Origin of the sequence: Daejeonella sp. (assembly GCF_036405355.1) — a bacterium.
GTDB lineage: Bacteria > Bacteroidota > Bacteroidia > Sphingobacteriales > Sphingobacteriaceae > Daejeonella.
In genome coordinates this window covers 1-26195 of the sequence record NZ_DASWXT010000023.1, presented here as the reverse complement: position 1 = coordinate 26195, position 26195 = coordinate 1, and the positions used below count along the sequence as shown (strand labels likewise).

Genomic DNA, 26195 nt, shown 5'->3' with positions numbered 1-26195 from the left:
TGTGTTGTAATTTTTAATGAGAGTCTCTCGTTACTTCACTGCCCGAGCCTCCTTTTAGGAAACCAAGATCGGCACCCAAATGCGCCTGCTCTACATTATTGATGTACAGACTGGTATAGCCTCTATCTGTAAGTGCCGGCGAAGGTACCCACTTATCTTTTCTGCGCTGAAGCTCTTCTGCACTGAGGTCTACATTCAGCGTGCGGGCATTCAGATCAAGGGTGATCAGGTCTCCGGTTTCAAGCACGCTGAAATTTCCTCCCAGAGTCGCCTCAGGCGAGATGTGCAAAACAACCGTTCCAAAACCCGTTCCACTCATGCGTCCGTCAGAGATCCTGACAATATCTTTAACTCCCTTTTCAAGCAGCTTCAGGGGCAGGGTCATATTCCCCACTTCCGGCATTCCGGGATAACCTTTCGGACCAACATTCTTCAAGACAAGGACACTATTTTCATCCACGGGTAAGTCGGGATCATCAATCCTTAATTTATAATCTTCTATATTTTCAAAAACGACTGCTTTTCCGCTGTGCTGGAACAAATGTGGACTTGCGGCAGTTGGTTTGATTACAGCGCCGTTTTCGCAGATATTTCCATACAGAACTGCTAATGCAGTTGTATTGTTAAATGGTTTATCGATGGATGCAATTACCTCCCGGTTATAGCATTTGGCAGTCTGGTAATTTTCCCTGACTGTTTTTCCGTTCGCGGTAATACAATCTGCATGGAGGAAAGAATCAAGTTCCTTCAGCAGAGCAGGTACTCCGCCGGCATAATACAGATCTTCCATGAAGAACTTTCCTGAAGGCTGAAGATTAGCAAGAAGTGGAATTGAGGCTGAAAGGCGATCAAAATCTTTGATCTCAAGTGGTACGCCAATTCTGCCGGCAATCGCTAATAAGTGAATCACGAAATTTGTAGATCCACCGATTGCGGCATTTACTTTAATCGCATTTTCAAAAGCTTCTCTGGTCAGGATATCGGATAATTTTTGGTCTTCTCTTACCATCTCAACTATTCTTTTGCCGGATAATTGCGCCAGTACTTTTCGTCTTGAATCAGCAGCCGGAATGGCCGCATTCTGAGGCAGGGTAAGTCCCAATGATTCAACCATAGTAGCCATGGTTGAGGCCGTACCCATAACTGCACAATGTCCCTGACTGCGGCATAAACCCGCCTCGGCAATATTAAGCTCTTCTTCAGACATGATACCTGATTTCACATCATCCGTGAATCTCCATACATCACTTGTACCTATATCCCTGCCATTATATTTACCGGTGAGCATCGGTCCGCCGGATACTACGATCGTTGGAATATTAACACTGCAGGCACCCATTACTAACGAAGGTGTAGTTTTATCACATCCGCACAATAAAACAACACCGTCCATTGGATTCGCACGTATCGATTCCTCAACATCCATGCTGGCCAGATTGCGGTAAAGCATGGCTGTTGGTTTGATCAGGGTTTCGCCCAATGACATCACCGGAAACTCTACCGGGAAACCACCAGCTTCAAAGATTCCTCTTTTTACAGACTCTGCCAGTTCTCTGAAATGGGCATTGCAGGGGGTCAGTTCCGACCAGGTATTGCATATTCCGATGATGGGTTTACCTTTGAACTCATAGTCAGGAATGCCCTGGTTTTTCATCCAGGCTCTGTAAATTATTCCATCTTTACCTGTCTTGCCAAACCACTGCTGGCTCCGTAATTTCTTTTCCATTTTTACTCTGTTATTGCGATAAATATTATCGCTTGTCTGTAAAACTTGCTTCAGTTTTATAAATTAAAAGAGAATACGGTTATTCCACTTATGTCAAACTTTATAGTAAGTAAAGTCTATTCGCACTTAAAGGTATTTCGGAATTTCTTTTAAAACAAGTTTTTATCGCTATGATCATTTGTGTTAATTTCATGTTGTACTTATAAATTGGGAATCAGCATATATCTACTTTCCTCCAGTCATTCGAATACACTATTATTCTAAACAAATAAGATAGTGAGAATCAGATAGGAGTATTTTTGTGAATAACCAAAATTAACCAGTTGAGGGTTTATAATATATCATCATATTACCTTGTTTTTAAATAAATTTACCCTAACCTATACCAGCAGATTATAACACTGGAAACATATCGCTTGAAACCATTTTAATTAATATATGTAAGGAAATATTAAACAATGCCAGTTAAGTAATAAACCTCTATAATTAAAAACACCGCAAGCGTTTTGATAATTGTCATTGAAAAAATATCCATGTATGACTGCCGGTGACTTAGTCCCGTGATAGCGAGCAATGTGATGACAGCACCATTATGTGGTAAAGTATCCATACCACCGCTTGCCATTGAAGCGACCCGGTGAAGTACTTCCATTGGGATACCTAATTTAGAGGCTGCAGCAATATATGTTTCGCTCATTGAGGCGAGTGCAATACTCATTCCTCCCGAAGCAGATCCTGTTACTCCGGCTAAAGTGGTTATTGTAACCGCTTCATTAACAAGCGGATCGCTGATTGTAGAAGCCAGACCATCATTCAAAGCCTTAAACCCAGGCAAAGCTGCGATTACACCACCAAAACCATATTCGGAGGCCGTATTTAATGTTGCAAGTAAGGCTCCTCCAATTGACAGATTAATACGGGCATTGAAATTTACTTTAATTCTGCTGTATGCAAGGATCAGAACAGTAATTATACCAATCAATAAGGCAGCTTCCACAGCCCAAATTGCGGCAAGTTTGGGTATTTCTATAGGCGATACTCCAGTGATACCAATTGCCGAAAAATCAAAACTTTTGCCGTAGTTTCTGATTATTAATTCAGTGAATATTCTATTGCAAATACCCACAAGGATTAATGGAAGCAGGGCTGTAAAGGCATTTGGCAGTTTGTCACCGGATAGCTCTTCCGGTTCATTGATATGGCCTTCACCATAACCTTCACCTGCCAATCTTGCACTTTTTCTGCGCCATTCCAGATAAAGCATTCCTACAGACAGCACAAAAATTCCCCCGATTAACCCCAGCCAGGGAGCAGCCCAGGTATTTGTATTAAAGAATGTTGTTGGAATAATGTTTTGAATCTGCGGAGAACCCGGCAATGCGTCCATTGTGAAGGTAAAGGCACCTAAAGCGATGGTGCCCGGAATAAGACGTTTTGGAATATTAGTCTTCTTAAATAGCTCGGATGCAAAGGGATAAAGGGCAAAAGCAACAACGAAAAGGGAGACCCCTCCATAAGTCAATAAGGCTCCAACTAATACTATGGCGAGCATTGACTTGCTTTCACCAATAGCTCTGATCACTAAATGGGCAATTGATTTCGCAAAACCTGATAGTTCAATCACTTTTCCGAAAATAGCACCCAACAAAAAAACCGGGAAGTAGAGTTTTACAAAGCCTGCCATCTTCTCCATAAAAATACCTGAGAAAAAAGCAGGGACCCAGGCTGGATTTATTAAAAGTACTGCCAGTAATGCCGTTAATGGTGCAAAAAGGATAACACTAAAACCCTTGTATGCTGCATACATCAATAATAGGAGTGGTAGTATAACGAAGACGATATCCATTAAAAATTAATTAAGAATGCTAAATATACCTAGGTTCATTGATAAGTTCCTCTGAAACTAATTAGTCCTTTCGGCCCACATTTCATCAATTAATTTAACCGTCCGGTCGACAAGAATTTGTCCGCCCTCAGAACCAACGATATTACTCTGACATACCGCACTGTATCCGCCACCCCGGATTGCTTTTTCTGTCGCGAGATAGGTTCCCGGACCTGCAAGCTGAACCACAAATGTTTGTAATGCCTTGCTGCGTGCCTGAATGCGTATGCCATAATCAGTAAACAGTTCGAATTGATTGGTGCAGATTACAGCGTCCCCAATGCGTAAAACATGTATTTCTGTTTCATAATCCGGATTTGCTTTTTGCTTTTCATACCGTTTTAGAACATCTCCAAACCAGGTCATTTTTGCATACTGCTGGTCGGCAGCTTTCGGGTCCTTTGCAATACGAGCTGCAGCTTCATCCCGCACAATTTTGGATTCTTCGTATTCCTTTTCTGTGATTACCCTTACCGGTAACTTGATCTTTTCAACTTTATGGACCAGTTTAACATTGCGATACTGGTCATCCTTCACTGTTTTATAGCTTTCCTCAACTGCAGATACGACACGTGCTGCGATATCATCCATACGGGTCTTATTACTAAGTTTAAGCATCCGTTCATCGGCTGCCTTGCGGTACATAATATGCGGCGACTGATCTCCGGCAGCACCAATCCAGCCCAGAACAGTTAAATCATCACCAAATTTTTCCTTTAGAGCCATTCGAACCGGATGCCAGTAATCTGCATTTACCTCCGAACGTCTTTCAACCTCCTGTGCCGGACATGCGACATCGATACTCATTGCAATCAGCTTTCCTTCTTTATTCCAGAAGAAAAGGGAATTAATATCATGATCTTCATAACCTTCCAGGTTCCGAAAATCAGGTACATTGGTTTTACCATACATTGTTGTTGTGTTGTTTGCATAAGAAGCACGACGGTTGTATGGGATTGCAGCTCTGTTAAGTCCCCAGCTTACACTACCGGGGCTGCGGCTATTCCAGGCTTTCACGATCGCATCGGCCACATTCTTTACAAATAAAGCTCTGTATGCACTTACCGGACTTACCCCTCCCGGGATTTTGTACAGAAACGAGGATTCATCTAAATTATCTTCCAGAACCGGTGCGGTATGGGTATGTGTAGCATTCAGAATAATTTTATTACCATCGAAACCCGGAAGCTGTTTTGAAACTTCGATCCGAATCATTGTAAGCAATGGTGTAGGGATGTAAACCAGATCGCAGGAAACGAAAATAGCTGCATCCAGAGAGCGTGTGCCTTCTCTTGATTCCAGTGCCACTACATTGGCAGTTATTGGTGTAGCTGCCGTATGTGCAATCCGCAGATTAAACTGACCCATTAAAGCCACTGGAAGGGTAGGGCTTATATCAGCTGTCGACTTCCCAATGTATATTTCTGATGCAGATGAATTTAAAGAGCAGAATAAGGTAAGCGCAATCAAAAGGGTTGAAAATGGAGTGATGACAGGCTTGAATAAGGATTTGATTGAAAATTCAGAACTTTGCCTGTTAAGAACATGAATTTTCTTGGGATTTAAATCCTGGTAATTTCCTCGAATTTGTATTGACTTCATTATCTGATTTTATATAAACTGATGATATAATGTGAGTTCGGTATAACGTCCTAGGCCTCAAGCTGTATCGGCTTATCGCACTTCACCCGGCCTTTAGCACTAAAGTAGACAATCTACTCAGTTGAATGAATTCTCTATTTTAGTTTGGCTAAATTCTGTGGGGGAGGGGGAAGCTTACACATGTTGCTTTTGATCAATACAAAACAGGCAAAAAGCAGAGACTATAATAGTTTCCCTTGTTAGCTGATGCCCTGCTTCCGACCGGTGTTTGTCTGTCGGATTAGGTTTTTCTACTTTTTCTTGTTCAGCTTATTTGTCGTTTTACTTACTTTCTTTTCCTCACTCTCTAATCTGCGTTGCACTTTCTTTACATCTTCCAAAGCAGGTAGATTTTCAGGCTGCACACCTCTTTGCTTGAGCATTTTACGAACAGCCGTATTGTTGTCCACGTGTTCTTTACCAATCTGCTCTTGCCCTTTCAGGTCTTTTTCCACTAAATTGTGGCTGGTCAGTTCGGCAGCAAAGTCTTTCGCTTTTATGGTAAGCGTTGGTAGAAAGTCGGCTAAAGGTTTATTGTCAGGAATTTGCAACTTACGTTTCATATCGTTTGTAGAAAAACCACCAAACAAGGCTTTGTCGCCCATACTGCGGATAATAGCAAAACCTTTATCGTCCACACCGCGTTCGTAAATGATACCTGATAATTTCTTTTCAGATTTGCTTAGTTTTTCTCTTGCTGTTACTCTTGCAACGTCTAAGAGTCGCTGTTCGATAATTTCCTGTTTGCGTGTTTGCACGGCAAAGTAAGTTTGGGCAAAAGCAATTTCGTTTTTGCTAGCATCTCCATTTTGAGCAATTAGATAACAGGCATACCTTGTAAGAGCAATATCGTCTATTTCCCGTTGAGCACCTTTTGCCAAATCTATCATTTTGTTGAAGCCAACAAAATGATTAGAAACAGTCTCTCCTGCAGTTTCACAAGATTTTTTGGCTTTGTCAATGGCTTTTAAAAAATTACGCCAATCTGTATAATTGAATACCTTTTGTAGCTCCCTCGCACTCCAGCATTCAACTCCCTGATACTCGTAAGCTGCTTGTTCAAATTTTTGGAGCAACTCCATAACCAATTCTTTCTTCATCATATTTCTAATGATTTTTTATGGCAATTAAAATTAAAGAATTTGTTTGCCATAAACAGAATTAGGTCATTTTAATATCCTTTGCTTGTTGGCTTCGATCAGGTGCAGATGTTCTGTTCGCTGCTCGCTTAATTTTTGATGCATCGTTCGAAATATGTACATGAAAGGCAAGCCTTGGTTTTATAACGCTTCACTCCAAGCAGCTATTGTCAGCGAATGCTGGAACCCCCACAATCTCAATTTACCCCTTCTGCCCCTTAATATATTTAGCTACAGTTCCAACCGGAGCAATCCATATCCCGTTTGCAGGGTTTTGTGCGTATTCGATCAGCTTTTTCAGCATACTCAATCGGGTGGTTTGATTACCAGATTCACCCATTTCATGACCGGCAAGAACCAGCCAGGCACCTGATTTTTTTGCATTTTCAATCAGCGGTAGAATTTGCTCAAAGTCCTTTCCGTCCATTTCCATTCCGGTTAGCTGCGCAAGATCACAGAATTGAGGTGCATTGGGTCCCTCATCAAGCCAGCCTCTGCCGCTGAGGAATAGTTTTGAAACAACAGGTACATAGCTTTTCGTGTTTTCCCCTCTGCCGATATAGGTTTGTCCGCAAGGATATGCAAAAACCTCAGACTCAACTCCGAGTAATTCCTTAATGTCTTTATTGGCCAGAATTAACTCATTCCGCATTTGCTTTAGGGTATAATTCTCTATGGCCTTTTGTCTAGACCATGGAAAATTACCTGTACAGGGATGGTTGAAAGAATGGTTCCCGATTTCATGACCACTGGCAACTGCTTTCTTCCAGCCCTCCAATCTTTGTTTAACTGAATTTGGAACCACATAAAATGTGCCTTTCACTCCATATTGATCAAGCAGTGCAGTGCCGGCATCTACCTGGCTTGCACGGGCATCATCGAAACTTAAACTGATGGCTATCTGCTTTCCCTCAGGCCAGGCAAATGTTGTTTCAGCTTGTTGTGCCAATAGCATTTCAGCAGAAAGAAAAATTGATAATATTAATAGAAATGTAATCTTGTTTAAGAAAATTAAATCTCTGTTTAGGATTTGGGGAAATGATTTCATTTTGTTTACAGATTGTTTTTTTAATTGACTTTGGTATATAATCCCTCGAAATATTTTTTTCCTGCGATAACTTCCGCAAGGTTGTTTTCCATTTTATGTTCACATTCAACATGAATCACACCCTTAAATTGCTGACGTTTGAATTCATCAATTATAGCAGGGAAATTAATCACACCTTTTCCTATAACAACATCATTTGCATCAGGGTTGTTGGATTGATGGATGTCTTTAAGATGGACTCCAAGGATATTTCCTTCCAGTTTTTTCAGACACTCAACAGGATTTAATCCGCTTCTTTCCCAATGCCCAAGATCGGCGCATACACCAAAGTTTGGATGGTCTTTCATAGCGGCTATTACAGAATCAGGATGCCAGTATTGGCTTTTTCCTTTCGCATGCTCATGAATGGCTATTTTGATTTTGTATACTCCTGCAAGACTATCCAGCATGTCCCATGACTCCTTTTCCGGCTCAGCTACGAGGTGCTGCATATTCATTACTTTAGCCAGCTCAAAATAGTATTTCCAGTCGGCTTCATTTTTCGCACCACTAACATACATAGATTGCATTTCAAGCTTTTTAGCGCTGAGCATTTCCTTCAATTTGCTGATGTCTTCTGGCTTCATCGCAGCCATCGTTTTATCATTGAATTCCTTTCCCATATTATGAAAAGAAAATCCTTCCACATAATTCACTCCGGCACTGTCTGCTTTATCAAGAGCATCAGCAAATGAAAAGCGGTTGAAAGAATACAAGGCTACTCCGATATTCCATTCAGTATTTTGATCCTGAGTTTTTTTGGAACTTTCAGCACATCCAATGAATGAAACAGTGAGAAGGCATAAATACCAGAGACTATTTTTAAATGTTATCATAATTTTATTCGTTTAGAAGTTATATGATTAGCTTTTTTTGACTATTCTTAGTTTTATTTCCCGAAGATCCAGCAGAGCGCCTTTGTCGGAGGGTTTGTTTGATTTGAAAATAATTTTCTGCCTGCCTGCCTTAAGCTTGATTGAGCCTATATTTTTTGATTTGAATGTTTCCCAGGAACCGCTTGGATCAATGATTCCTATAAGTTTTTGTTTACCGGCTTCCAGGAGAAACTGTTTGCCTGCTTCCTCATCTGAAACTGACCAAACAAGCTGCACATTGTATTCACCTGTAACTTCAACATCAACTTCCCATTCTACTCTGTCAGCAGCAGTAAACCAACCATAAGCTATCCAATCGGGCATATACTTGATATTTGGGCCTATAGGTTTACCATTTTGGGAACTAAGCCTAAGCGTACCGTCGGTTTCAGGCTGAACCAGTTTTGGTTTGCTCGTGGTATCGATTTTAGACATGGGGATGCTTTTCAACTCACCTTGTAAATAACCTAATATAGATTCTTTTAAATCTTGCTCTACAGCAGGTGTATAAGGAGAAACAGTTTCAACTTCATATCCGCCATTTTCCCATGCTTTTGCCGTTGGAAGATATCCTAACCATCCATTGGTATAACCATAATAAAACGTAAAAGGGAATGGAGAGCGCTCACGAATTTCGTTAGAAATTTCGCAAAACAGTTCTACAGGTAAACTCCAGATCGCAATATTTTCATTGATCTTTAAAAAACGAGCAGGAAGCTTTACCATATTAACACCTGTACTTGTAGTGCGTGTATATTTGGCCAGGTCATCGGACCAGCCAAGGTTGGCCTTTCTGGGAGTTTCTATGTTTAAAGATCCTGTGAATAAGCTCACAGAATCTGTAGTTGAAAATATATTTTTATTTGCCTCCAGAATCTTATCTCCCAGCAGAACGCGAAATTGCCGCAGTTCATTCTCTTTACTACTATATGGACTCTGAGTTACACTATAAATAGGTGCAATGTTACCTGCTGCCCCATTTATAAATAGTAGCGGAACACCTGTTTTCTGTTCTACATAGCTTGATACTATACCTGGAGCATCACCACTGATCTCCAGATTTGCAGGCCCATAAACGGTTCCGTGGATTGCATAGTTAGCGATTAGAGCAAGCGGATTTCCATTTGCTTTGTCCAGACGCATTAATCCAATGCGACGATCTACTTCTCCATCGGGATTCAAACCAAGTGAAGCTTTGCCATCCACATCAATTGCGCGGCGGTTGATGTTTGCTTGCGAGAATCCCCAACCAACTCCAAGACGGGCAGGTTCCAGTTTGTTTCGGGCTTCAGTAATTCCATCGATGAGTTTTTGTTCTACCATTGAAGTATACTCTTTATCTACTTCATGTTTATAACGTTCCCCCATAAAAACAGCAGGTAAACCCGGTACTCCAACTTCGGGCGCTGAATGTGTATGCGTTAAAGACCACCAGAAGTTTAAAGGGTCAATTCCAAGTTTTTTTTGAAGAAGTAAAGCGACATGATCATATTCTGAAGGGGATATAACGCATATATCTGAAGAAACCAGAAAGAATTGTTTAACACCATCATCCAGGGCAATAATCCGGTGGTAAATCTTGTCATGTACTCCAGTTGATTGTCTGGCAGAGTAGCCAAGCAGCATTTTTGGGCTATTGGGAGTGATGTCGACTGTAACTACTGAAGCACGAAACTGGGCTTTGGATGATATGCTGAAAAACAATATGCTTATAAAGAAAAATAACTGAAATAGTCTCCTGTTAATTTTGAAACCGGTAAAATTATTCATTGTTTTTTGGGCTAAATTCATTGTTTGGATTTCGTTCATGATTTTAAATTTTTATCCTCCGGCTTTTTTTTAAAACCTATAAAAACCAGTTATTTCTAGCTGTTATATCGTAATTTCCCTTTGTAAGCAATTACTTGTTTTGGTATTATTTTTTTTTGAGATTTTCTTTTTGAGGATTTGTAATTGAGTTAACCATTTCATTCTGAAGATAGCTGACTATGGGTTCAGTAAAATCCTTTTCCACCGAAATAGTATATGGAGATACCCTTTCAACTTCATATCCTCCATGCTGCCATTCTTTTTCTGAAGCCAGGTAGCCCAGCCATCCGTTAGTGTAACCATAATAAAAAGTGAAAGGAAATGGTGAACGCTCACGAATTCCATTAGAAATTTCACAAAATAATTCAAGCGGTGCACTCCAAATTGCCACATCTTCATTAATTTTAAAGAACCGGATTGGGAGTTTTACCATTTTAATGCCGCTACTGGTAGTGCGTGTATATTTACCCAGGTCAACAGGCCATGCCAAATTGGGTTTTCTTGGTGTTTCTATTGTTAATGAACCAGTAAATAATTTTATTGCATCGGTGGTTGATACTATCTCTTTATTAGCATCCAGTATTTTATCGCCCAATAATACCCGGAATTGTCCCAGATGGCCTGCTTTTGGATTTGGGTAAACGCTATAGATAGGAGCGAGGTTACCAGCTGCACCATTAATGAAAAGAAGTGGAATCCCCGTTTTTTGCTCAACATATTCCGATACGATGCCCGGAGCATCTCCGCTAATCTCTGTATTTGCCGGACCCAACACAGTTCCATGGATTGCATAATTAGCGATTAGTGCAAGCGGATTACCATCTGCTTTGTCCAGACGCATTAAGCCAATCCGTCTGTCAACAGGCCCGTCGGGGTTCATGCCTCCCGAAGCTTTGCCATCAATATCCCAGGCACGGCGGTTTATATTTGCATTCGAATATCCCCAGCCAACTCCAAGACGGGCAGGTGTCAGCTTATTGCGGGCCTCAATAATACCTTCAATGAGTTTTTTTTCTACCAGAGCAGTGTATGCGGTATCTACTTCATGTTCATATCGTTCACCCATAAAAACAGCTGGTAATCCTGGTACACCAACCTCAGGAGCGGAGTGGGTATGTGTTAAGGACCACCAGAAATTTAATGGGTCAATTCCAAGTTTTTTTTGAAGAAGTGAAGCAACATGGTCATATTCAGAAGGTGAAATAACGCATATATCTGACGAAACCAGAAAGAATTGTTTAACCCCGTCATCCATTGCGATAATTTTATGGAAAATATGGTCATTGACTCCTGTTGATTTCCTTGCACCATAACCTAATAACATTTTGGGTGCATCAGGTGTGATATTTACTTTTACTACCGAAGCCCGGAATTCTCCTGATTGTGTATTATTAATATCGGTATTTTGTTGTGCATAACTTAATTGCACAGATAGGAGAATTAAAACCGGAATAATAAAATTTAATCTTTTGCTGATCATGAATATTGATTTTAGTTTAAAAGACATTCAATTACTATATTAAATTCTGAATATTATTAGTAATGAAACAATAATCAGACTTTCCTTCAGTGCAGAAATGTTATTTAATATTTATTTTTTTGTACCCGGCCTATACGATGAGGGCAACAAATCATGAACAGTAGCTATAATCAGGTCCTCGATTCCTTCCTGGAATCGTCCTGGTTGATTATAGGAGTACATCGATGATTCTACTTCATATCCACCCTCTCTTATTACTCTTTTAGAGGCGATATAACAAGGGACATCATTAGAATATGCATTTACCCATAGACGTCCCGGAGCTAATTCCTTTTTTAGTCTCAGGGAGTAATCTACCACTACTTCTCCAGCAAGAAAAACCATTGCTAAATCATTCCCGAATGTCCAGGTAGTAACTGGATAGGTAAGAGTTTTTGGAATAGCTTCTCCGCGGGCTATTTTATCAAGAGCAAGTTTTGCAAAATAGGCTTTTGCTCCTTTGTCATTGGCTTGTTCTACAAATTCCTGAACACTTGGAATATGTTCAAAAGGCAGTTGTATTACCTTAGATCGGCCTAAAGGTGCGGAAGTTAATGGTTTAAGGTCAGAAGAGAGAAGTGCCTGCACTTCATTAGCAACTTCTTTACCATGTTGAGCAGCATAATCAAGCTGGAGGTTTGTCACTCTTGGTTCAGGATTCGCATCTGCTCCGCAACCAAGGGATACCATTGCAATTGCACCTGGATTTTTTTCCTCAATGAATTTTTGCGCTTCACCGATCCAATCGCCGTGAATTTTATTTATGTCGGGACCTAGTGTAGTACCATGGCATGCGTATGAAACCAATACTGCTCTAAGCTTTCCATCGAGGTCAGTTATACGTAAAATCGGGAGATCGTGGTCAACCGGACCTTCCGGGACTGGACTCATGCCCACCGATTTACCATTTACAACCCTACGGCGGTTCATAGCGAATCCAACTTTACCTTGTCCCCAAGCCACTTTAGCTGGTTTACGGGCATTAAGTGCTTCAATGCTTACTTTTTCTAATTTTTGGGTTAGAATTTCTAAAAAATTGTCAATTCTTCCTATTTCCTCCGGAGGTAATTGTCGGGCGAAGTGATTTAATAAATTGCCAATCTCGGGGCCTGTATGAGTATGAGAAGCACTAATGACAAATCGTGAAGGATCAACGCCAATTTTATCTGAAAGTCGCTTGGCTACTTCTTTGGTCATATAGTATTGTATACCAATCAGATCGACAGTAATTAAGACTGATGGACCTTCACTATCACTTCCAAAAGCAAGAGCTTTGGCTCTAAGTGGTTGAAGAACACCTTCAGATTCTGACTTACGACCACCATAACCTGCCAATAGAATTGGTCCTTCCGGTGTAATGTCTATTACAGCATTACCCACAAGCATCGTTCCTTTTGGAGGAGTTTTTGTTTTGGAGGAGCTGTTTGTTTGTGCAAGCACTTTCACCGAAAAAGACATACCATTCAAAACCATCAAGGTTAATAAAGTAATGGATAAAAATTTGGACCTTATCTGCATGTTTGTTGTTTTAAATATGAGTGTCTAAGTATTGTTTTAATTTTAATTTTTTCGTAAAAAAGCTAGCAGATCTGCCATTTCCTGCTTATTTATCTTCTTTTCAAGACCTGATGGCATTGCTGATTCATTTAGACTTTTTATTGACTTAATATCCTGACGATTGATTGTTTTATCGAGTTTTCCATTATTTCTAAGGGTTAATGCAGTTGAAGTTTCGCTTAAAATAATCCCCTGGGCTAGTTCACCATTCTTTAATTCAACTTCCCATAAATCATAACCACTAGAGATTGAGAGATTAGGATTCAGAATATTGGCCATAATATCTTCGCGTGTCCAGTTATGGACAGTACCCATATCCGGTCCGAATTCAATACCTATCTTTCCTCTAACCTGATGGCATATAGCACAATTCTGAATAAAAACTGATTTTCCATTTGTGACATCTCCCGTGAGTTCCAATGCTTTTTTATATTCTTTGTTAACTTTTTTACCTTCTTCATCATCTTTAGTGAACAGTTTTCTAGCTCGGTTGCGCAGTGTTTTATCCGTATTTTGCATTAGCCCAACACTTCTTCCAAAACTTACACTACTAGCTTGAATTTTATTCGTTTCTATTGCTGTTAAGAGTAGCTCAATCCGATCCTGATTATCCTTTCCAAGGAATGTACCTATTGCTGCTTCTCTTATTTCGGGTGTAAGAACTGGCCATTGTTTTATGACATACTCACTAACTGTAGTATCAGGTATTTTGTTTAAAACTTTTAAAGCTGCTAATTGAATAATTGGTTGTTCTTGTGGAACTATTAATTGTTTCAAAATATTTGAATGGGGGGTAGGATCGGTTAATGAAATGAAATTGATTGATTCTGTTCTTGCTTTATCTGATAAAGTACGATCTGTAGCAATCTTTATAGCTCTTTGAATTGATTTATTTTTAAGCGTTTCATCCTTCAACTCAATTACTCTTAGCATTTCTAATGCTGCTTGTCTAACTTCACTGGTAGGGTGATCAAAAAATGTTGTTACCAATAAACTTTGATTTCCATCAAATGCTAAGATAGACTCCTGTAATTTCAGTTTTCTGGATTCAAGACCATGAGACAGTCCCTCTAACATCGCTCCTTGCCAAGAGTTCCGTTTGCCCATAACCATCGAGGTTGATTGTTTAATGAGTTTATTGATGTCCTCCGGACTGCCGCTAGTACCAACCATTCTCGTCAATCTTTGTACTAATGAAGCAAATTCAGGAACATCAGAACGATAATTGTTGAGTACAACTTTTAATAATGGAGCTGTTTGATCTGCAGGAGCTGATAAAGCGGCAATTTGTACCCACTTATCAGTTACATCCTTGAATAAAAGTTTATTTCTTACAGATGCAGCTTCTGTGCTATTTAAATATCCAAGTGTTAATAATAATTGAAATCTCACTTTTGCGTCAGAGTCATTTTGAAGGGAAAGAAGATTTTTAGCTAATTCAGGTGATTTTGATAAATGTAATTCAGCAAGTTTAATTGCATTGGTACGTACTCCGGGTATCTTATCTTTTAATGCAAGTTGAATAAGTGGAGAGTTAAGTTCTCCCAAACCCTCTAATGTCCATAAAGCGTGAAGACGACCTAAAGGAGATTTTGAATTTCTTACTAATTCAGTTAGGAAAGGGACAGCTGATTTGTCAGCACGATCCACTAATAACCGCTGGGCATTTATTCTCCACCAATAGTTTTTGTTCTCTAATTGCTTTACCAAACCTTCAGTAGACTCATTGCCTAGTTTGAGGCCCTTAGTCCATTCTGCATTTTTTGCATCCTTAGGAGAAATTCGAAAAATACGTCCTTTGTCATGGCCGTCATATAGATCCCCCGCTTTTATTGCTTCTTCAGACATCCACTCAGGGGATTCAATTACCCTTCTGTAATAGTCTAAAACATAAATTGAACCATCAGGACCAACATAAATATTTACAGGTCTGGACCAGGCATCAGTTGAAGTCAGGAACTCCTTATTCTCGAGAACCCGACTAGCTGTGAAGCTTGCTCCATTCTCTTTCAAAACATCTACGTGAACAAGATTACTCACCGATTCAGTAATGAATGTTACATTTTTATTAAATGGATCCGGAAAAGAATCTCCTAAATAGGTTGTTATTCCACAAGCAGAGGTCATAACCCCTACATTGGTTAGTATCTGTCGATCAGGATGGATTGTTGTTGGAAAAACTTCAGGGGCATTTAAATGATCAGACATATTTTGAGTAGACTCAGAAGAAAGTAAGTCGGGATTCCTATCAAAATATCGATTTGGAATTACTTCATGGTAACCCTGATTGGAGTTATTGCAACCAAAAAGATTTCCCCACTCATCAAAAGTGTGCCCAAATTGGGTACGACTTGAGCTCATTTCAAGTTTTCGCTGTTCGGGCTGAAATCTAATAGATCTTCCATTAGCATTTATAGGCAATTTGGGGCTATTAGGGACTCCTGGAAATATTATTTCTGAACCTTCATCTCCAAAGTCTTCTTTGTATTCACGAGTGGTAACAGAGCCCTCATGAGCAACGTAAATCCAATTATCTAATCCATAGACAGGTGTGTTAACATTGTGTTGTGGATTTGACAAAGCAAAACCAGAAAGTAATGTGTCTTTTAAGTTAGCCTTGCCATCATTATCTGTATCTTCAAAGTAAAGAATATGGGGAGCATCCGTTACAATAATCCCTTTTTTCCAGCGCATCACGCTAGTTGGCAAAGTAAGTCCTTCAGCAAAGACCTTTCTTTTATCCATGTTACCATCCCCATCCTCATCCGATAGAAGAATGATATTTCCACTACCAGTTTTAGCATCTAAAGGATATCCATGCATTTCAACAACATACAAACGACCATATTCATCAATTTCCATATCAACCGGATCAGTTATCAATGGTTCTGAAGCAATCATCTCAATTTTAAATCCATCGGCGACGGTAAAGGTAGCAAGTGCGTCTTTTGCTTCTACTGCTGAAGTCAATTGATTGGTTTCAGGCTGTTTATTACAGCCTGAAACACCAATCAATAAAATTATTAAACAATTTAGTACCCTAATTTTATACTTATAAAAAAAAGTCATTTTTTAGTAAATAGATTATAAGTGAATTTATTGTAGATATTCTAATCCGTTAATTAACATCCCACCATATTGGAGTGAACATTTTGTCTTGACCGTTTAGATGCTTAGCCACTGCTTCGCTTACTCCATTTTTACTAGCAACCGTAATGGCTGAAGGATAAGGAATACGCTTAATGAATTCACCATTAGGGACATCTCCACCACTTTTGTTAACAGTTACAGGATATAGTTTAGGATAACCAGTTCTTCTGAATTCCGACCAGGCTTCTTGTCCATCAGGATACATAGCTATCCATTTTTGTGTAATAATACGTTCAAGTTTTTGCGCTGCAGTAGCAGATTCATCCCATTTAACAGTAATTGAAGTAATAGGAGGCATATTATTTAATGCATTGTTTGGATCAACATATGGCAGAGGAGTAGCCGTATTATTATTTATATATTCTTCTGCTCCGGCAACTTTGTTTGAGCTGAAAGATACTCTTATCCCTTCTTCATAAAAATTTTTCGCCGTTCCACCCATATCCCAGCCTTTCAAAGCACCTTCTGATCTTAAAAAATAGCTCTCTGCAACATCCATTACTTTTACAAAAGGATTATCTACAAAATTTACTTGTGAAAAACCAAGGTATGATTTTGCTGGTAGGTCTGCACCAGACCGGATTCCTTTATAAGTACTTCCTAGGCTGGGGTCAGCTGGCAAAGCATACTTTGGCAATCGTGGGTCATTGTAACCTCCAAGTATAGTTTCTACAGCAGCATTAAGCCTGGTTTCTTGCCAATCACGTGTTATGGTTACCAATGGGTGAATGGTTCCAGTCGTCATTTCAAACGACCCTTCTTTAGATGTTAGTAAGCCACCACTATCTTTAACCGCAGCTTCAGCTTCTGTTTTTGCTTTCGACGGGTTAACATTTGAGATACGTAGTGCCAATCGTAGTCGGAGAGTGTTTGCAACTTTTATCCAGGTCGCATAGTTGCCTCCGTAACGTGATTTATCAAATTTGGTGTAACGAATTAAATCAGCTGTTGGGTTTGCTGCTTCTGCTGCTTTCAAGGCAGTTACCGCACTTGTAAGTTCAGTAAAAAATAGGTTGTAAGCTTCCTCCTCAGAATCAAACTTTACATCACTGGCTGTTCCATAAAGTGAATAAGGTATTGGACCAAAGATATCAGTAAGTCTATGTCCAGCAAAAGTTTTAAAAATTAGAGAAATGGCATAAAGGTCAGGATATTTAGTTTCAAACCCTTTTTTTTTCATCATAACCCACTGATCTAGAACTTTACTTGATGGAACCAGCCAAATTTGGTTATTCCAACTATCGACCATTGAATATGTGCCATTATTGACATTGTTATAGAAGGGTGCAGGGAGACTCATGTATCCACCATAATTATCAGCATTTAAATTTTGCTGCATTTCTATTCTCCATGTTGTGAGAACATCTACAATCCCTAGTTGCATACCAGGAAGTGTATATCCACCTTCATTGGCATCTTGCTCAAGCATTTTGTCTGTAATCAGCTTTTTGTTTTCGTTTAACCCTTCCATATCCTTAGTGCAAGATGCAAACACAAAGGATACTAAAGTTAAACTCAATATAAGTTTATGATTTATGTTTTTATATTTAAAATTTTTCATATTTCTATATTTTAGATTTTTTACAACTAGTTTAGAATTTGGCATTTAGGTTTAATCCAAAAGATCGAACTGATGGCATAGTAAATGATGAAATACCTTCGGCAGTTTGCGAAGTACTTGCAGCAATCTCCGGATCAAAAGGAGCATTCTTATAGAAGAAAAACAAGTTTCTTCCAACTAACGAAAGATTTAAATTAACACCTTTGATTTTCGGAAAGTTATAACCAACAGCTAACTCCCTTAAGCGTATATTGGTAACATCATATAAATTCCCCGAAACAGCTCCTCCAGCTCCTGACCCAGTTTGATTCATGTAGAAAGCCTTAGTGTCTATCATTTTACCCTGGAAATTAACGCCGCCATTATCCCTGGCGTCACCGGTTCTCTTTGACAATCCTTTATAATCTAACCATTGTTCAGTTCTATTATAAACCTTTCCTCCAAATCTTCCATCAATTAGGAATGAGGCTGAAACCTTTTTGTATGAAAAACTATTGTTAAATCCTGCTAAGTAATTTGAATTTGCATTTCCAACATAGTTATCAAAATTTGCAGAGACTGTTGGTAATCCGTTTGTTCCAATAATGTAATTGCCACTAGCATCTTTAAGATAAACTTTGCCAAATAAGTCACCATAAGACCCATATTTTCCATTTTTTGGCCGGGTTAAGAAAAGTGAAGCTTCCCTATAGGAACCGCCTAATGCAAAATAATCAGCATTTAGTAAGTCGCTCAATTCTCTTATCTGATTCTTATTGCCAGAGAAATTGATAGATGATGTCCAGTTCACTTGACCAAAATTTGACCTGAGGCTAATGATTCCTTCTACACCTTGATTTCTTATGGTACCACCATTAATCCAGAAATTTGTGGCACCTGCACCTGCTGGGGCTTGGATCTGAAACACTTGGTCAAATGTTGTGGCTCTGTAGTAGGTAAGGTTTACACTTAACCTGTCACCCAGAAATCTTAAATCTGCTCCAAATTCGAATGATTTTGTACGCTCTGGTTGTAGATTTATAGTATCTTTTCCACTAAAATATGGTAATGCGCCCCTGCCTATAATGTTTCCACTGTTATCAAGTGAATAGGGTGGAGCTGAACTCTCTATTCCGAAGGGTAAGGTTTTACCGACTTCAGCATAGGATCCATTGAGTTTTGCAAAGGTTAAACCTTTGGTTTTACTTGATGGTTTATTTAATAGCACATAAGAAAGTCCCGCCGAAGGATAGAAGAATGATTGTGATACCGTTGAACTCCACTCATTTCTTGCTGTAACATCGAGGTATATTTTTTCTTTAAATCCAATTACTGCATTGCCAAATATTGCTTGACTTAATGTACTAATTGAGCTTTCAGATTTATTAAATAGTCCATTTAAAGCAAATATGGAAAAGTAATTAGGATAAGTTAATGATGTTGGTACGGTACTTGAAACTGATAAGCCGGTGGATTTCGTCTTAGTATTACTTGCACCTAAAGTAGTTGTTAAAGAAAATGAATCATTTAAAAGGGTATTGCCTGTTAATAGGAGGTCTGAATAAAAGTACTCATTATCATTTTTTCCTAAGGCATATCCACCATTTGGACCGGCAACAGTAGCTTGTGTGGTTGCATAAGTACGCGACTCAGTGGGATTTGCTATTTTATCGTAAATTCCTCTTCCTTGAACTGTCAGCCAATTATTTATCTTATATTTGGCGGTTAAAGATGAGACTGTCTGATCAATAAAATTATCAGTTAGATTTCTTTTTTGTACCCAATATGGATTTTGATTGGGGAAGGTTTCATTTCTGATATACGGCCAGTTTTGTACATACATTGCTCGTGTTGCATCCCACACTTCGAAATTGCTTCCACTGTATTTGGAGAAATCATCGCCTGTTGGGAATGAATAAATACCAGGAAGGGCACTATAACCACCGGCAGCATTCTGGTTATAAACTTTTTGATTTGTATAATTAACCGACGCGTCAAGAGATAATTTTTTATTTAATAACTGAGTAGTTAATTTAGTAGTTAAATTGTGCCTGTTTAGATCATTATCCGGTAGTATTCCCTTAGCATTTGTGTTAGCATACGATAAATATATTTGAACAAATTCATTGCCATTGGATACAGATAGTGAATTTACTGCAGTGGTTCCAGGCTTGAAAAATTCTTTGAGGTGCTTATCACTGCCATTAGTTATTTTTGGTCCCCAACTATCATTAAACCTGATGTCGGTTTGTCCGTAATTGGTTTGTAATTCTGGTAAATCAATCGCACTTTCTGTCGTAAAGTTTGATGAAAAATCAACTCTTGCAATGCCAGCTTTTCCTTTTTTAGTAGTAACCAAAACCACTCCATTTGCAGCTTGACTTCCATATAAAGCAGCGGCCGATGCACCCTTCATTACCTGGATACTTTCTATATCCTCAGGGTTAATATTTGCAAGGAGATTAGATCCACCAAACATTGGAGCGCCATCTACAACATACAGTGGCTCGCTATTACTTGTAAATGATTTATCACCACGCATAAGGATCTTGGTAGCACTGCCTGGCCCAAAATTGCCCTTAGTAATTACAGCACCTGCCACTTTTCCAGCCAATGAATTTACAAAACTGACATCCTTAACTCTTGTCAGTTCTTCTGCTACAATATTTTGTGTAGCATAGGTAATGCTTTTAGGATCTTTGCCAATTCCTAAAGCAGTTACTACCACTTCGGCCAGACCTCCGACTTCTTCAAGCAAACTAATATCTATTATGCTCTCCTGTCCATCTTTGAGGCTTACCTCTCTCCTTGTCCTGGTAAATCCCAGGTAGGTAAAAGTCAACGAATAATTTCCGGCAGATAAATTGGTAAAGCTATAATTACCATTAGCATCCGTAACGGTGGTTTGTGTTGAAGCTCCTTCCAGTTTTACTGTTACTGCTGGTAATGTTATACCTTTGTTATCACTTACTTTTCCTTTGATGATACCGGGGGGAGCCTGAGTAAGTGATAGAATAATGGGTTTCCGTTGAACTATAACCGTATTGTTTTTTATAGTATAAGTAAAGGGTTGTCCCTTGAGGCATTTCTCAAGGGCTTCTACTAAAGAAGCGTCTTTGACCTGTATATCAATTGGTTGGGCTTCTTTTATAAGATCGGCATCACATAAAATATCGTAACCGGTTTGGCTGCGTATCTGTCTGAAAATCTGTTCAATTGATGCATTCTTTTCAGATAAAGTTATCTTTTGTCCATATCCTGCCAAACTTATCTGAAGAAAGGTTGTGGTTAGGAAAACAATGGTTAGTTTCATTACCAATAGGAATTTTAGTGAAATGCAAGTTTGGCCCCAGCATTTAAACAGAGTATAAAATTTCATACATTTGGAATTGTTAGGTTAATTAATTGATTTATTGCTTGTAAACTGTATTATCAATATGATTAATCCCAACCGGCTTGCGTAGGCAGGCATTTGCCAGGAGTGTTGCGAGCACTCCTGGTTTTTTGGGATTAATTTTTAATTTGTAGTATTTACGGCATCACTATTATCCTCCTTTCTTTTTCTGAGGTATCCCCCGGGATAATTTTAAAATGAACTGATCCCGTCAGTTCGAGCATGTCTGTAAGCTCCGAAAGATTTTTAAAGCGAGATAATGAACCCCATAATGCTTTTTGCGAAATATTCCCCTGGTACTCTATGTCAACATTATACCACCGTGAAACTTTCCTCATAATGCTTTCTATATTTTCATTGTTGAACATGAAATAGCCGTTTTTCCAGGCAATTGCTTCATGGGTATCGACATCAGACACATTAATTATTTCGTTTACTTTAGATTGTTGACCGGGTTTAAGGTGTTTAGAAAGGGTCTTACCCAGCCCCCCCCTGGAAGGAGAGTTGAGTAAAACACGTACACTGCCTTCTAATAGAGTTGTTCTAATAGACGGTTCGTCACTATAAGCATTAATGTTAAAGTGGGTACCCAGTACTTCCACAGTTTGATTGCCTGAAATTACTTTAAAAGGCATAGCCTCAGCGCCCGAATCCGTTTTGGCTCCAGTACGACTTTCTTCAGAATGCAAGGTGATATGTGCGATCTCAAAATACGCTTCGCCACTTAGTTCTACTTTGCGTTCATTTCCAGCAAATTTTGTAGGAAAGCGTAACGATGAAGCGGCGTTTAACCAAACCTTACTGCCATCTGGCAGGTTGATCTGATATTGTCCCCCTTTTGGAGTTTCTATAGTATTATATACTTGCAATTGTCCCACTCCCTCTACAGGTTGTGAGTCCGCTATCGAATAGATTAACTGACCATTGGACGTTTTGGTAATGCTGATGCCAGCCTGTTTGGCAATTTCTCCGTTAGCTACATCACTTAAAGAAATTTTTGATCCGTCTGCTAATGTTAGTATAGCTTTATTACCCCCAGGGGCGATATCACTTTTTTTAGGTTGGGGTTTTTGAGCAGTGATTTGAGAACTTATTGGTTTATTCAGATAGAAATATATACCGCTTGTTAATGCAATCAAGATAATCGCTGCTACCTTTATACCGCGTTTTAGAGTTATTATCCTAATACGGGATGTGGGCTGGTTTAATTTGATTTGTTGATGGATAGTATCGAGGATTTGTGCGGAAAGCTTTCCATCTAAGGAATTTTTCAATTCAGTAAGGTCCAGATTGTATTGTTCAAGGGCAACTTCTCTTAGTTCTTTAAGATCCTTGTTATTCAGATATTGCCTTAACCAAAGGATATCATCTTCAGACCAGTTTTCCGTTTGAAGCAATCGATCCAAACGTTGTTTAGTATTTTCCACTATATAGGGGTGTTTTTTACTAAATACGCAGGGAGTGGACAAACGGGGGGGATCATAAAAATATTTTATGATTGGAGAAAAAAATCAGTAAGACTTGTGATATAGAAACAATCTTTCCTTCAAAATCAATAATAGATTTTTTGAACAGGAGGGAAAAGGCGCTGAAAATCCTCTTTGAATTGAAGACAAAAAAGTGCCAACTTAAAATGTATAGGCTTTACTGCCTTTAATAAAGCCTTTAACTGAAGCCACTGCCAAGGAGAGGTATTCTTTCACTGTATGTTTAGAAATATTCATTTCCTGCGCTGCTGCTTCATAACTTTTCCCTTCCATTTTACACAAGGTAAATACTCTACGTTTCTGGGATGAAAGTTGTAAAATAGCTGATCCTAACAGTTGATACTGATCTTCTAACAAAGCAGATCCGTCATTATCAGACATCTCTGTTAATGCAATAATCGAATCTTCTGCTGATGATTCGCGAAGTTTTTTACGCAAATAATTAACAGACTGGTTAAAACTAATAACAAACAACCAGCCGCTTACCGAGCGCTGACTGTCAATATCCATACGCTTTTCCCATAAAATACTGAATACATCCTGTAAAATATCGCGGGCTGCTTCGGGATCTTTAGTCAATTTTAAGATATTGCGAAATATAGCTTGATGGTACCTCCAATATATCGCATCAAACGCACCAGAGTCATCGTCACGCAATTTAACTATCAAATCAGAGTCTGAGGTCATGTCCATCTAGTTATGAAACCTGTAAACACATTAATTCATTCAGTATATTAGGGATATAATTCATCAATGTATAAAGGTGGTTAAATCAAAACTAATTTTAAATTAGCTTAAATACAATAATTAAATTTATAAGTTTGTGCCATGGTAAAATGTCGTGTAATTACCATTTTCTATTAAGAAATTACCCTTCATTTATATCTTCCCCAGGCAATTTCAGTGTTGATAAGATTATTATATCCATTGTCAGTGATGTTTGAGAAGTACTGTATTTTTTTAATTGATTGTATTATGCAAAAAAGAGGAAAATCCAGAGGCTTCATTCATACTTGTATTTCCTTCTTTAGATTAGCATGTTTACTCTATCCTCCAAATGAAAGTTACACTATCGATAAAAAATGATTGTATTAAGGCTCAGGGAAGGCTATTGAGGATATATAATAATTGGGAAAATCAAACTGGACTTTTAGCCATGCTGCATTTATACTGAAATGGACTCTGGTTAGTATGGTCCTTAAAAACCTTGCAAAAGTGTGAACCGGAATTATAACCGCACATATATGCTATTTCAGAGATGGGTTTATCTAACTCCATTAAAAGCTTGCATGCATGAGTCATCCGCGCGTCAACAAGATACTGGGAAAATTTCATGTTGGTTCTGCTTTTAAAGAATCGACAGAATGATGGTATCGCCATACATGCAACTTCGGCAACTTCCTTCAAGGAAAGTGCTTTATGAAGATTATCATTGACGAATTTGAATACATCAATCAATCTGTCGGAATATTGAACTGAAGGAGTTATAAGTTCATTGTTGTCAATAAAATTTCTGTCTTTTGATATGGAAATGAGATGCATGATTTGTAATAACCCAATTACTTTTTCAAAACCTGTTTTCGAAGTTAGAGCTATCAGCTTTTCTGATATAGCATCCTTTGCTTTACCAAAGATATTGATTCCTTTTGATGCCTGTTGGAACATATCTCTAACTCCATCGAATTCTTTTACAAACGCAAGCATCGGTTCAAAAATCTTTGGATTGATATACATAATAATTACCTTGGAATGAAGGTTTGAATCCTTTTCATAGAATATGGGATCACTCAACCAGAGGTGTGGAACATTGGAACCTATAAATACCATATCTCCAGGTTCATAGAATGACACATTGTTCCCTATTATTCTTTTTCCATATCCTTCTATAATAAATACTAATTCAAGTTCAGGGTGTGAGTGATAGCAAGGCCGACCGTGTAGAGGTGAATATAAGTATGCTTGATCCCTAAACTCTATATGTAGGCTCTTATTGATAAACGGCGTTATTTCCGTTTGTAATAGTTTCATGCTTTAAAAAGTAATTTAGGACTATAGTTATTCATCTTTTATTTACAATTTTAATTAAGGCGTAGTAATATAAGGGAAAACAAATTTATATAGCTGTTATCGCTTTGAAAATCTGATACCTTAATAAGATTCTAAGATATTAAATATAGCAAGTTGTAGAAACATTTCAATGCTTTGACTTATAATCCTTTTGTAGATATTCCATTTGCCAAATGGAATATCTGTTTTTCACATTCAATTTAGTATATTCCTTACAGGCACTTACCTACATTGCTTTACTAGCTCATTGTAGTTTTTTAAGTTTCCATGAAATGAAAATAACCAAAATAAGGCTATCGAAAGATGCATGCTTGCTGTAGAAACACCTGATGAGTGTTCTTTGACCGGATACTGAAGTTTCGAAAAATAAGTATGATGGGATGAGAGTTGGGAATATTATAATCCCTACTTGCACTTTCCACTTCAGCCTTAAATAATCGAACAGAATTACGGTCAGAGCACAGGGAGTATTCAACCCGGAAAACATAAGTGGCAATGTTCCAGTTTGGTTGTTTTGTTTTCTGGTTATGTAGTGATAACTAATTGATTACAAGCTGATTTTATAGTTTCACTCTCAATTCTTATTAGCAATGTTGAAGTGAATAAAGTCTAATTTTCCTGTGTAAATATGGCTAATATGATTCCAAGAAGATGAAACAGAAAAACAATAACAAGCATGTGTTCCTGCCAATGATATCCACAACCATTCTAACTATAATTACTGCAAGTGGGAGACCCAGAAGGCAGTTGACATAATGGTTCCTGATTTTGTGTTGCATTGAATTAAAATTTAGTACCAGATTGTTTGAGATACCTGCATGGATATCAAAAGTTATGGATGGTGCCATTAAGCCAGGCAACTTGCCACAAAAGCTTGTTACCTTGAATAGTTTCATTTTAGAATGTATAATAAAAGTATATTATTATGTTAAAATAAATGGATTAATAATTAAATACCGAGAATTTTTCGGTTAAACTCCTCATTACTTCCGGAGCCTGCAAAATCATCAAATGCCCTTTCAGTCACTCTGATGATATGATCCTTGATGAATGCTGCTCCCTCGCGCGCCCCGTCTTCCGGATGCTTGATGCAGCATTCCCATTCCATTACAGCCCAGCCTTTAAAATCGTATTGTGTCAGTTTGCTGAAGATCCTTTTAAAATCAACCTGACCATCGCCCGGAGAGCGATACCGGCCAGCCCTGTCGGCCCAGTTCTGGTATCCACCAAAGGTGCCCTGCTTGCCAGTTGAATTAAACTCTGCATCTTTCACATGGAATGCTTTGATGCGCTCATGATAATGGTCAATATATTGCACA

Annotated in this window: 16 protein-coding genes; all 16 read right to left on the bottom strand. The window is 38.6% G+C overall.

Features of this window, described 5'->3' with window-relative positions:
• Positions 1 to 13: 13 nt before the first annotated feature.
• Entirely contained in the window at positions 14 to 1726 is a 1713-nt protein-coding gene (locus VGE44_RS02515) for an IlvD/Edd family dehydratase (protein WP_331076187.1), read from the bottom strand.
• Positions 1727 to 2177: 451 nt separating this feature from the next.
• Positions 2178 to 3572, bottom strand: a complete 1395-nt coding sequence (locus tag VGE44_RS02510) for a GntP family permease (protein WP_331076186.1) — start codon at positions 3570 to 3572, stop codon at positions 2178 to 2180.
• A 57-nt stretch (positions 3573 to 3629) separates the two neighbouring features.
• The gene (locus tag VGE44_RS02505) at positions 3630 to 5213 is read right to left on the bottom strand and encodes a hypothetical protein (RefSeq protein ID WP_331076185.1); all 1584 of its coding nucleotides are present in this window, start codon (positions 5211 to 5213) and stop codon (positions 3630 to 3632) included.
• Positions 5214 to 5503: 290 nt separating this feature from the next.
• Positions 5504 to 6355 carry a DNA damage-inducible protein D gene (gene dinD / locus VGE44_RS02500; protein WP_331076184.1) on the bottom strand — a complete coding sequence of 284 codons (852 nt, stop codon included), beginning with the start codon at positions 6353 to 6355 and terminating at the stop codon, positions 5504 to 5506.
• A 238-nt stretch (positions 6356 to 6593) separates the two neighbouring features.
• A complete protein-coding gene (locus tag VGE44_RS02495; protein ID WP_331076183.1) occupies positions 6594 to 7346 on the bottom strand; it encodes a polysaccharide deacetylase family protein in 753 nt (250 codons plus the stop codon).
• 113 nt (positions 7347 to 7459) lie between these two features.
• A complete protein-coding gene (locus VGE44_RS02490; protein WP_331076182.1) occupies positions 7460 to 8314 on the bottom strand; it encodes a sugar phosphate isomerase/epimerase in 855 nt (284 codons plus the stop codon).
• 27 nt (positions 8315 to 8341) lie between these two features.
• Positions 8342 to 10162, bottom strand: a complete 1821-nt coding sequence (locus VGE44_RS02485; protein ID WP_331076181.1) for a neutral/alkaline non-lysosomal ceramidase N-terminal domain-containing protein — start codon at positions 10160 to 10162, stop codon at positions 8342 to 8344.
• Positions 10163 to 10268: 106 nt separating this feature from the next.
• Entirely contained in the window at positions 10269 to 11642 is a 1374-nt protein-coding gene (locus tag VGE44_RS02480; protein WP_331076180.1) for a neutral/alkaline non-lysosomal ceramidase N-terminal domain-containing protein, read from the bottom strand.
• A 111-nt stretch (positions 11643 to 11753) separates the two neighbouring features.
• Positions 11754 to 13199, bottom strand: coding sequence for a neutral/alkaline non-lysosomal ceramidase N-terminal domain-containing protein (locus tag VGE44_RS02475; protein WP_331076179.1), 1446 nt, complete (start codon positions 13197 to 13199; stop codon positions 11754 to 11756).
• 42 nt (positions 13200 to 13241) lie between these two features.
• The gene (locus tag VGE44_RS02470; protein WP_331076178.1) at positions 13242 to 16307 is read right to left on the bottom strand and encodes a PVC-type heme-binding CxxCH protein; all 3066 of its coding nucleotides are present in this window, start codon (positions 16305 to 16307) and stop codon (positions 13242 to 13244) included.
• Positions 16308 to 16356: 49 nt separating this feature from the next.
• Entirely contained in the window at positions 16357 to 17949 is a 1593-nt protein-coding gene (locus VGE44_RS02465; RefSeq protein ID WP_331076177.1) for a SusD/RagB family nutrient-binding outer membrane lipoprotein, read from the bottom strand.
• Between the two features lie 31 nt (positions 17950 to 17980).
• Entirely contained in the window at positions 17981 to 21241 is a 3261-nt protein-coding gene (locus VGE44_RS02460) for a SusC/RagA family TonB-linked outer membrane protein (protein WP_331076176.1), read from the bottom strand.
• A 218-nt stretch (positions 21242 to 21459) separates the two neighbouring features.
• Entirely contained in the window at positions 21460 to 22749 is a 1290-nt protein-coding gene (locus VGE44_RS02455; protein ID WP_331076175.1) for a FecR family protein, read from the bottom strand.
• Between the two features lie 201 nt (positions 22750 to 22950).
• Complete coding sequence (locus VGE44_RS02450) at positions 22951 to 23496, bottom strand: RNA polymerase sigma factor (protein WP_331076174.1); 546 nt, start codon at positions 23494 to 23496, stop codon at positions 22951 to 22953.
• A 450-nt stretch (positions 23497 to 23946) separates the two neighbouring features.
• On the bottom strand, positions 23947 to 24837 hold the full coding sequence (locus tag VGE44_RS02445) for an AraC family transcriptional regulator (protein WP_331076173.1): 891 nt from the start codon (positions 24835 to 24837) through the stop codon (positions 23947 to 23949).
• A 988-nt stretch (positions 24838 to 25825) separates the two neighbouring features.
• Positions 25826 to 26195 (bottom strand): sugar phosphate isomerase/epimerase (locus VGE44_RS02440; RefSeq protein WP_331076172.1); only part of this gene is annotated, 370 nt, incomplete at its 5' end.